This is a genomic window from Actinacidiphila glaucinigra (genome assembly GCF_900188405.1).
In the GTDB taxonomy this organism is placed as follows: Bacteria; Actinomycetota; Actinomycetes; order Streptomycetales; family Streptomycetaceae; genus Actinacidiphila; species Actinacidiphila glaucinigra.
Map to the genome: position 1 here is coordinate 509,438 of NZ_FZOF01000003.1, position 10,011 is coordinate 519,448.

Annotated in this window: 9 protein-coding genes; 3 read left to right on the forward strand and 6 right to left on the reverse strand. The window is 72.5% G+C overall.

Annotated elements, in window-relative coordinates; all coding sequences use genetic code 11:
• Window positions 1-400: 400 nt before the first annotated feature.
• Both CHF15_RS08940 and CHF15_RS08945 read right to left on the reverse strand, forming a co-directional pair.
• Window positions 401-1,303 carry an ADP-ribosylglycohydrolase family protein gene (locus CHF15_RS08940; protein WP_089223100.1) on the reverse strand — a complete coding sequence of 301 codons (903 nt, stop codon included), beginning with the start codon at window positions 1,301-1,303 and terminating at the stop codon, window positions 401-403.
• 55 nt (window positions 1,304-1,358) lie between these two features.
• Window positions 1,359-2,024: a phosphoglycerate mutase family protein gene (locus CHF15_RS08945; RefSeq protein ID WP_089223101.1), complete on the reverse strand. Its 666-nt coding sequence runs from the start codon at window positions 2,022-2,024 to the stop codon at window positions 1,359-1,361.
• A gap of 151 nt (window positions 2,025-2,175) precedes the next feature.
• Here CHF15_RS08945 and CHF15_RS08950 point away from each other — a divergent pair, with 151 nt between their 5' ends.
• Window positions 2,176-2,967 carry a VOC family protein gene (locus CHF15_RS08950; protein WP_089223141.1) on the forward strand — a complete coding sequence of 264 codons (792 nt, stop codon included), beginning with the start codon at window positions 2,176-2,178 and terminating at the stop codon, window positions 2,965-2,967.
• 39 nt (window positions 2,968-3,006) lie between these two features.
• Here the strand turns inward: CHF15_RS08950 and CHF15_RS08955 are convergent, their stop codons facing one another.
• On the reverse strand, window positions 3,007-3,615 hold the full coding sequence (locus CHF15_RS08955) for a YdbC family protein (protein ID WP_026251519.1): 609 nt from the start codon (window positions 3,613-3,615) through the stop codon (window positions 3,007-3,009).
• 243 nt (window positions 3,616-3,858) lie between these two features.
• Between CHF15_RS08955 and CHF15_RS08960 the strand changes: the two genes are divergently transcribed.
• Entirely contained in the window at window positions 3,859-5,352 is a 1,494-nt protein-coding gene (locus CHF15_RS08960) for a DHA2 family efflux MFS transporter permease subunit (RefSeq protein ID WP_265737391.1), read from the forward strand.
• A gap of 26 nt (window positions 5,353-5,378) precedes the next feature.
• On the opposite strand, the gene CHF15_RS08965 is transcribed toward CHF15_RS08960, so the two are convergent.
• Together CHF15_RS08965 and CHF15_RS08970 are read right to left on the reverse strand one after the other, a co-directional pair.
• Window positions 5,379-6,155: a GNAT family N-acetyltransferase gene (locus CHF15_RS08965; protein WP_089223102.1), complete on the reverse strand. Its 777-nt coding sequence runs from the start codon at window positions 6,153-6,155 to the stop codon at window positions 5,379-5,381.
• Complete coding sequence (locus CHF15_RS08970; RefSeq protein WP_245938733.1) at window positions 6,152-7,102, reverse strand: helix-turn-helix transcriptional regulator; 951 nt, start codon at window positions 7,100-7,102, stop codon at window positions 6,152-6,154. The genes CHF15_RS08965 and CHF15_RS08970 overlap by 4 nt, the downstream gene beginning before the upstream one ends.
• A 623-nt stretch (window positions 7,103-7,725) precedes the next feature.
• Between CHF15_RS08970 and CHF15_RS08975 the strand changes: the two genes are divergently transcribed.
• Window positions 7,726-8,742, forward strand: coding sequence for a hypothetical protein (locus tag CHF15_RS08975; RefSeq protein WP_245938734.1), 1,017 nt, complete (start codon window positions 7,726-7,728; stop codon window positions 8,740-8,742).
• A gap of 4 nt (window positions 8,743-8,746) precedes the next feature.
• Here CHF15_RS08975 and CHF15_RS08980 read toward each other — a convergent pair.
• The coding region (locus CHF15_RS08980; protein WP_143681540.1) for a protein kinase domain-containing protein at window positions 8,747-10,011 on the reverse strand (1,265 nt) is incomplete at its 5' end.

A 10,011-nucleotide genomic window follows, 5' to 3' on the forward strand; every position in this document is an offset into this window, starting at 1 on the left:
CGGCTCGCGGTCACCCACGCCGGCGGTGGAGGCGGCGGCGGAGGCGTCCAGGGACGGGCATACGGCGCTGCCGGGTGGACGGGTGGACCGTGCTTCCGCGGCGGCGCCTGCGGATGTGCCTGCGGATGTGCTTGTGCCGGCGCCTGCGTCGCCGGTGCGGCGTCGGACGGCGTGTCGGACATGAGAACCCCTCCCCGCCGGTCGTGCGGCGGCCGGGGGCTGCGCGCGGGACCGGTACTCGACTGCGCGTCCGGCGAAGATCAGCCGGACGGCGTGGCCGACAGGCTAGGCGCGCCGGCCGGCCGGGCGGGCCTGCCGTGGGCCCGACGGCCCAGTCTGTGACAGGGCCGTGACAATGCGGAGGATTGCCGGGCCCATGGACGGGGGCGGCGGGGGCGGCTCAGCGGCCGGGCAGCCATTCCGGCAGCGGCTCGCAGCGCTCCTGCCACGCGCGCGGGGGCTCGCCGCCGGCCCCGGCGGCGATGATCCCGCCGACGATGGCGCAGGTGGTGTCCACGTCGCCGCCCGCGCGGGCGGTCGTCCAGAAGGCGCCCTCGTAGTCGCCGAGGCCCCGGGCGGCCGACCACAGGGCGAAGGGGACGGTGTCGTGGGCGCTGGTGCGCCGGCCGTTGCCGAGCACGGCCGCGACGGTGGCGACGTCGTCGTAGTCGAGCATGTCCACGGCGCGGCGCAGTCCGGCGTGCACGGCGCTGCGCGGCAGCAGCGCCACGACGCGGGTGACGAGGTCCGCGGGGGCACCGGGGCCCGCCGGGTCCGCGGCGAGCGCGGCGGCGGCCGCGACGGCCATCGCGCCGACGACGGCCTCGCGGTGCTGGTGGGTGGTGTACGCCGACAGTTCGGCCTGCTCGGCGGCCTTCTCCGGCTCGCCCGCGTACCAGGCGCCCAGGGGCGCCACGCGCATCGCGGCGCCGTTGCCCCAGGAACCCTGGCCGTTGAACATCTCGGCCGCGAGGGTGCGCCAGTCGGCGCCCTCCTGCCGGATCAGCCGCAGCATCCGGTTCACGCCGGGGCCGTAGCCGCGGTCGAAGTCGTGGTGCGCCGCGAAGGAGGCGGCCAGGGCGTCCTGGTCGATCGTGCCGTGCGAGTCCAGGACCGCGACGACCGAGCACGCCATCTCGGTGTCGTCCGTCCACTGCCAGGTTCCCGGTGGCAGCGTGCGGCCCTGCAGCGCCGGGTAGTGCGCCGGCACGAAGAACTGGGAGCCGAGGGCGTCACCCAGGGCGAGACCGCGCAGGCTGGACAGTGCGCGGCGGCGTGGAAGGTCATGCGGGTCAGCGGTCATGGCGGGAGAACTCTGACATCCGGTGCCACCCGGGTCAATCGTCCTGTGCGCAATCTCACCCGTGATATCGCGCCAGGTCGGAGTCGGTGGTCCGCCAGCGGGAGAAGGGCCGGTCGAGCCGGTACCGGCCGTCGGGCTCGGCGAGCAGCATCCGCGTCTCGCCGTTGTCGGGGTTCGACAGGCACTCGAACTCGTCGACGGTCCAGTGGAACCACCGCATGCAGAACAGCCGCATGGTGAGCCCGTGCGTGACGAGGAGCACGTTCGGCGGGAACTCGGGCTTGTCGAAGGCGCGGTAGAGCGTCTCCAGGAAGGACCCGACACGGTCGTAGACGTCCGCCCCGGACTCGCCCTGGGCGAAGCGGTAGAAGAAGTGACCGTAGGCGTCCCTGGCCTTGCGCTGCCGCTGCACGTCCTCGGCGTCCTGGTAGTTCCCCCAGTCCTGCTCGCGCAGCCGGGGCTCCTCCTTGGCCCGGGTACGGCTGGGCTCGAGGCCGAGCAGGTGGAAGGTCTGATGCGTCCGGCGATATGGCGAGACGAAGGCCTGCACCCGCTCCTCGCCGAACAGCTCCCGCAGCTCCCGGCCGGCCGCGCGGGCCTGCTCCACACCTCTGTCGGTGAGGGTCAGCGCGTGGTCGGGCACCCGCTCGTAGATCGTGTCGTCGGCATTGCCCTGGGACTCTCCGTGCCTGATGAGCACTATGCGACGCGGTCGGGCCATGGCCTCACTGTAATTCGTGCGCGCGAGCGAGGTCGCGGCGGGCGCCCGCCGCGTCCACAGGCCGGACGTCCCCCGCTCCGATTGTCAGTGGCGCACGTCAGACTCAGCATGAAGAGGGGGGCGCCTTCGCGCGCCACGGTTGGAGGCCGCCATGAAGACCACGTCGTTCGTCCCCGGCACACCCTGCTGGACCGATCTCAGCAGTCCCGACATCGAGGCCTCCCGCGCCTTCTACGGCGGTCTGTTCGGCTGGGACTCCGAGGCGGGCCCTCCGGAGGCCGGCGGGTACACCTTCTTCAGCCTGCGCGGTGAGCAGGTGGCGGCCGTCGGCCCGGTGATGGCCGAGGGCGACCGTCCGCGGTGGATCACCTACATGGCCACGAACGACGTGACGGACACCGCCAAGGCGGTCGAGGCGGCCGGCGGATCGGTGTGCGTGCCGCCGATGGCCGTCTTCGACCAGGGCAGCTTCGCGCAGTTCACGGACCCGCACGGGGCGGAGTTCGCCGCGTGGCAGCCGGGCAGGTTCGGCGGCGCGGGCCTGCTCGACGAGCCGGGCGCACTGTGCTGGATCGAACTCAACACCCGGGACGTGGAAGGCTCCCACGCCTTCTACCGGAACGTCTTCGGCTGGACGGGCGAGACCCACCCGTTCGCCGGGGACAGCTCCTACACCGAGCTCGAGGTGGAGGGCACGGGCCGGAAGTTCGGCGGCATCCTGCTGATGAACGACGCCTGGCCGCAGGAGATACCCCAGCACTGGATGCACTACTTCTCCGTCGCCGACACCGACGCGGCCGCAGCGCGGGCCACCGAGCTCGGGGGCAGCGTCTCCGTGCCGCCGTTCGACCTCGAGCACGTCGGACGGGTCGCCGTGCTCGACGATCCGCACGGCGCGTACTTCTCGGTGATCACCCGTCCCGCACAGGGCGGGACGGGCTGAGGCGGACGGCTCCCGGGCAGGCCCCCGGTCACCGCGCCGTCATATCGACCACGACTGTTCCAGGTCGACGACGTCACCGGCGACGGTGAGCACGTCGGCGTCGAGTTCGGCCCGTTCGGACAGTCGCAGGATGGAACCGTCCCGGTACTTGGCGTGCTCGGAGGCCGAGTCCCATATCGACAGCACCAGGAAGTCGGACTCGGGTCCCTGCGCGAAGACCCCGCGCAGCATGCCCGGGGAGCCGGCCATGGCGGGGTTCCAGACCTTCTCCTGCATGAGCACGAAGTGCTCGACGCGGTCCGGCCGCACCTTGCAGTGCGCCAGGCGCAGCAGGTCGCTGTCGGCGAATCGGGGCCGGAAGCCGACCTTGACGTCGAGGCGGTGCTCGAAGAGCTTGACGCCCAGGCTCTCGTAGGTGCCGGCCTGGGCGGCCGCGAGGCGGTCGTGGGGGCCGGCCATGAAGGCGTCGTAGTAGTCGCGGTCCTCCCAGAACGCGAAGAGGTGCGCGACACCCGGCTGGCTGCGGCTCCAGCCGCCGCCCTGCCCCCGGAACCCCGGCTCCCCCATGAGCCCGTTGGCCCATTTCCGCTGCCCACGCTCGAATCCGGCGCGATCGACGATTCCGCAGCGAATCCACTTCACCAGCACCGCGCCATCCTATGGCCCACCGGCGGGCCTTCCGCCCCATCGAAGGGCCAACTCGCCTGAACGGGAGACGAATCGATCACGCCAGGGGCGCCCTGGACCCGCGCCCGCTCGTCGAGGGCTTCGCCCCTCGTGGAGCGCCGGTCGCACCGCCCGGACCCAGAAAGAAGGGCCGAAACAAATAGTCCTCAACAAAACCATCTGCTAGCGTCTTACCTGGTTCCGCGACGACCAGGAGACGACGCCATGTCCTTACGCCCGCAGCACTCGCAGCACTCACAGCTCTCGCAGCTCTCGTCCACGGCGGCGACCGCGCAGGCCGCCGCCGGCCGCCGCTCCCGCGGGCCGGCCCTCGCCGTCCTGTGCGCCGGGATGCTGATGATCATCCTGGACGGCAGCATCGTCACCGTGGCGCTCCCCGCCATCCAGCGCGACCTGCACTTCTCCCCCGCCGACCTGACCTGGACCGTCAACGCGTACATGATCGCCTTCGGCGGGCTGCTCCTGCTGTCCGGACGACTCGGCGACCTTCTCGGGCGCAAGCGGATGTTCGTCGCCGGGCTGGCCGTCTTCACCGGTGCCTCGCTCCTCTGCGGCGTCGCCACCGGTCAGGCCATGCTCATCGGCGCCCGTTTCCTCCAGGGCATCGGCGGCGCGATGACCTCCGCCGTCAGTCTCGGCCTGCTCGTCACGCTCTTCCCCGAACCCCGCGAACGCGGCCGGGCCATCGGCGCGTTCAGCTTCGTCGGCGCCGCCGGTGCCTCGATCGGCCAGGTGCTCGGCGGGGTCCTCACCCAGGCCGTCAGCTGGCACTGGATCTTCTTCATCAACCTGCCCATCGGGCTGGCGGCCGTACTCCTGGCCGTCCGCGTGCTGGAGCCCGACCCGGCGCGTCCCCCGGCCCGGGGCGCCGACGCCCTCGGCGCGCTCCTGGTCACCACCGGCCTGATGACCGGCGTCTACACGATCGTCCAGACGGGCGGCCACGGCTGGGCCTCCACGCGCACCCTGGTCCTCGCCGCCCTGGCCGTGACGCTCCTCGGGGCGTTCGTGCTCCGCCAGGCGACAGCCGAGTCCCCGCTGCTGCCACTGCGCATGTTCCGCTCGCGCGAGGTCTCCGGGGCCAACCTCGTCCAGGTGCTGATGGTCTCGGCCCTCTTCGGCTTCCAGATCCTCATGGCGCTCTACCTGCAGAACGTCCGGGGCTACGGTGCCGCCGCGACGGGACTGGCGATGCTGCCCGCCGCGCTGAGCATCGGCACCGTCTCGCTGCTGCTCTCCGCCCGGCTGGGCGCGCGCTTCGGCGAGCGCCGCGTCCTGCTCTGCGGGCTCGCCCTGCTGGTGGCCGCGCTCGGCCTGCTCACCCGGCTGCCGGTGCACGCGGGCTACGCCGCCGATCTGCTGCCCACGATGCTGCTGGCGGCAGGCTTCGGCCTCGCCGTCTCGGCCCTGACCGTGCTCGGCATGTCAGGCGCGGGCCCGGAGGACGCGGGCGTCGCCTCGGGCCTGTTCACCACCACCCAGCAGGTGGGCGGCGCCCTCGGCGTCGCCGTCCTGTCCACCCTCGCCGGCTCCCGCACACACACGCTCGTCGCCGACGGGCACGACACCGCCTCCGCCCTCACCGGCGGCTTCCGCCTCGCTTTCGGCACCGGCGCGGCGCTCCTGGCCGTGGCCTTCCTGCTCGCGCTGGTGATACTGCGACCGCGGCGCGGGCCCGACGCCCCGGCGCAGGAGTGACGCGGCCGGGCCCGCCCGTCCGTCCGTCACTCCTGCGCCGGGGCCGAGAACACCGAGAGGTACTCCTCGGTACGGAAGCCGGCCGACGCGTACACGGGCTCGCCCATCGCGCTCGCGTAGAGGTACGCCGTGGGGGCGCCGACGAGATGACCCGCGCGGACCAGCTCCATGGTGACCGCCCTCCCGTAGCCGCGACGCCGGTGGGCGGGGAGCGTTGAGACGTTGAAGATGCCGTTGAGATCGCCGCGCACCGCCGTCATGCCCGTCCCGACCGGGACGCCGTCCGCCTCCGCCACGTAGTACGTGACCCCGTCCAGGCGGCCCATGGCCGGATCGGCGAACAGCCCGAACACCTCGTGCGGCACCTCGAACCCCTCCGCCATGACCGCAGCGTACAGGCCGAGTTCGGCGGGGCTCACCGGGCGCACCGTGACGGAGTCGCCGGCCGGTTCCGCGGGCATCCCCCGGTCGGCGTGCCTGACCATGAGCGGACTGCGGTCGAGGCGGGTCAGACCGTGCCGTGCCGCCTCCTCCGTGACGCGGCGTCCCGGCACCCCGCGGACCTGGATGCTCCACGGGACCTCCCACCGCTCGGACTCCGCCAGCGCGGCGATGTCGTCGGCGAGCGGTTCGGGGCTGGGGCTGAACACGCCGTTCAGCGAGGCGACCGGCGCCCCGGAGACGGCCAGCACGGCGTCGCCCCGACCCCTTCGGGTGCGTCCGGTGGCGACCGTCGCCAGGCCTTCCACGAGATCGGCGTAGGCGGTTGCGACCGGCCCCAGCGGGTCGTGCACTCGGGTCATGGGGAACTGACCTTCCTTTGGTTCTTGAGGTAGGCGGCCGGTGTGGCGCCGTACACGGATTTGAAGTGCCGGATGAAGTGGCTGGCGTCCGAGAAGTGCCATCGTGCCGCGACCTCGGACATCCCGGCCGTGCTGCCGCGGGCCACGAGTTCGTCGTGCGCCTGCTGCAGACGGCGCCGCCGGGCGAACGACATGACGGAGTCGTTCGACGCCGAGAAGCAGCGGTGCAGCGTGCGCAGGGACACCCCGACGCTGCGGGCGACCATCGGGGGCGACAGGTCGCCGCTCTCGAGGTTCCGCTCGATGACGTTCCTGGCGGCGGCCACGACGGCCTGCGGATGGTCGCCGAGCCCCGAACCCGGTCGTTCGGAGATGATGCGGGAGAACAGCGTCGCGCAGGCGTCGCGGGCCATCCTCCGCGCGGCCGCCGACCCCTCCAGCTCGCCGCTGCTCCTTCTGATCGCCTCCAGGAAGTTGAGGAAGAAGCGGACCTCGGGAACCTCGGCGTCCGACACGTACGCCTGGCCGAGCGCCCTGGGCGACCCGATCCTGGGGATCACGAGATGCCGGGGGATCGAGATGACGTGCGCGGTCGTCGCCGGCGCGCACGAGAACTCCCAGGAGGCCTTCGTGTCGCGGATGCATATCTGCCCGGGCCCGACGGAATGCCTCGTCTTCCCCTCCTGGAACTCGATCCAGCCCGACGTCACCAGGTCCGCGACGATCGGGTCGCGGTCGAGGTTGTTCCCCGACACCCCGGTCAGTGAGTCGCAGTAGACCTGGGCGGAGAGCAGTCCGTCGATGAGGTGGCCGCTCGCGACGAAGCGGAATCCGCGGGTGACGGCGAAATGCGGGACGGAAAGGCGAATGAGGTGCGAGAACGGGCCGCGCTCCCATTCCAGGAAGTGCCGTTCGGAGGTCTGGGCCTGTTCGGCCGTCAAGCTCATGTCGGCGCGGTAATCAATGGAACCATCGCGCCGCTCCGCGCAGTCCACCGTCTCCGCCAATCGCTGTTCTTCCACCCGCGCCCTCTCGGCCGGGTGTCCGCGCCGATTCCGCCATCCGGATGACAACGTTATCCGGTTCCGGATCGGGTCCCACGCGGACCACCCACGGTCGATCATCGAAATTCTGAATGAGATTCCACGTTCCATCGCGGTCGACGAATCAGTCGGGCCTCATTGCCCGCCAGGTTCGCCCACGACCGCGATCGCCGCGCTCGAGGCGCACGGACCCGCGCCCGCGGGCCCGGTCGGGGCGAGGCGCGGCCCACGACATTATGACCGATTCGATGTCCCCGAAATAGTACGGCTGTGCCAGCTCCGGCCCTCCCGTACGACGAGGGCGGCACCCGGATTCCATCATCACCGGTCCACACCCGACAGCGGGCGCCGCGGCCGACGGCACGTTCGGGAACCCGGGCATCCGCCCTCCCGGAATGGAAATTCCGTGCCCGGAATGGAAGAGGCGTGCCAATTCGAGGGAATCACCGCCAGAACTTGCCTGAGGCTCCCTCAAAATGCTTGCATCGGCGCCTGGTTCAGATTGATGTCGAGGGGGACAGCACGCGATGAATCCGGCTGTGTCGATCCACCGGGTGCGCGTCGCCCTGGCCGTGTGCAGCCTCGCGCTGTTCGTCCAGACGGCGTCCTGGCTGCTGTACGACATCGCCGCTCGCGGTCTGCCCGGCGCGTGGTCGGTGTGGACGACCGGTGACGCACCCGGCCTGGCGGCGACGACCTCCCTCGACCTGGGCCTGGCGGCACTGCAGCTCGCGGCGGGCCTGGCGGCGCTGCACCGGACCCGTGGCGCCGGCGGACTGCTGCTCGCCTCGTGCGCGGCGACGCTCGGTTTCCGCCTGCCCGCGGTCTGGTACGTCCTCCTCGACTCCCCCTCCGACCCCTGGTTCGGCACCCTCGAAGGCGCTTCGGTGAAGGCCGTCGGCGGCACCGCCGTCCTCGCGGTGGTACTCGCCGTCGTCCTCGGGGCGCTGCTGTTCCTGGCGCGGCGGATGGAGTACGAGGCCGCAGCCGCGGAGGCGACGGCCGGCGGCGGGACCCGCCCGGTGAAGGTCACGGCCACCGCCTCGGGGCTGCTCCTCGCGGTGCTGAACGTCTTCTACATCGGCAGGAACGCGGTGACGGCCTTCCAGGTGGGCCCCGGCACGCTCGGCGACCTGCTCGTCGGCAAGGGCACGGGGCGAGCGGTCCTCGGCGTCTCCGCCCCGTACCAGTGGGCCTGCCTGACGGTGCTGTGCGGGGCCGGGATGCTGTTCGCCGCCCGGCGTCGCCCCCTCGCGTCCGGGTTCTCCGTGGGCCTGGCGCTGTTCATGATGCCGTCGGCGTTCACGGAGCTGTGGGCGTACGCGGCGGGCGCGGTGGCGCAGACCCTGGTGGACACCTCCCAGGACCTGCTGGAACTCGTGGGATCGGCGGCCGTGGTCGCCCTCGTCGCCGGGGACCTCCGCCGCGATCGCCGTCCGGGCGTCCTCGCCGCGGACGGCGCCGTGCCCTCGGTGCCCTCGGTGCCGTCCGCGGCGGACCGCATCGGCGTCGCCCCGGGGCACGACGGGTCCCGCGACGGGTGACGGCTCAGCGTGCGTCCGGCCGGAACCCGGCGACGGCGTTGTCGAAGACCGCCCGGTAGGAACCCCAGCGGTCCGACGGAGCGGAGAGGTACACCGTGAACTCCTGCTCGCCGGGCTGCCCGAAGCCGAGGTCGACGGCCCGGAAGTCACGGGCCGTCCCCTTGAAGGTGAACTCCCATATCGCGGCGGGCCGCCCGCGCCAGCGGGTGCTCTGCATCCGCAGCCGCTCGTAGCCCTCCAGCTCCGGGACCATCTGCGCCTCGACGTCCTCGAAGTGCCGGAGCGGGCTGGGTCCCGCGAAGTCGAGCGCGGCGACGCGCAGGCCCACCAGTCCCGTCGGGTCGACGTAGACGAACTGCCGCCCGTCGTCGCTCACCTGGCGCTTCCAGCCGTCGGGCACCGGGACGGAGAAGCCGCGGTCCCGCTCCGCGGCGAGGTGGTAGCCGTCGGGGACCGGGGGCGGCGTGTACGAGGGCGTCGGCGACACGGAGGGCACGGCCGAGGCGGAGGCGGCGGGCGTGTCCGGCCTGGTCACCCCGGACGGGGACGGGGACGGACCCGCCGCGCGGTGGCGCTGCTCGCCGAGGAGCGGCACCGCCCAGTAACCGCCGCCGGCGAGAACGGGCACCAGGAGGGCGGCGGTCCACAGCGAGGTACGGCGCCGTCGGGCGCGCGGCGGGTGGAGGGCTGAGAGGGGAACGGGAGCGGTCACGGGACCGCCGGTCCGCGACCGCGCGGCGGGGCCGGACACGCCCCGGGACGCGAGGCTGTCGCGGGGGACGCTCTCGGTCGCGGTCTCGGCGACACCGGCCCGCAGCAACCGCTCGGCCTCCTCCGCCGACAGACGACCCTCCGGCTCCCGCACCAGCAACCCCGCGATCACCGGCCCCAAAGCCCCCGCACGACCCGCCACCGGCACCTCGTCCGTCGCGATCGCGTACGCCGTCTCGATCGCCGTGTCCCGACGAAACGGCGAACGCCCCTCCACCGCCTGGAACAACGTCGCCCCCAACGCCCACAGATCCGCCCCCGGCCCCGGCACACCACCGGTCAACCGCTCCGGAGCCAGAAAGTCGATCGACCCGATCAACTCACCCGTCCGCGTCAACGTCGACGTCCCCGAAGCCTGCGCGATCCCGAAATCCGTCAGCACCACCCGACCCGACTCCGACAACAGCACATTGCCCGGCTTCACATCCCGGTGCAGCACCCCCGCCGCGTGCGCCGCCCGCAACGCCGCCACCATCGCCCGCCCGATCCGCGCCGCCT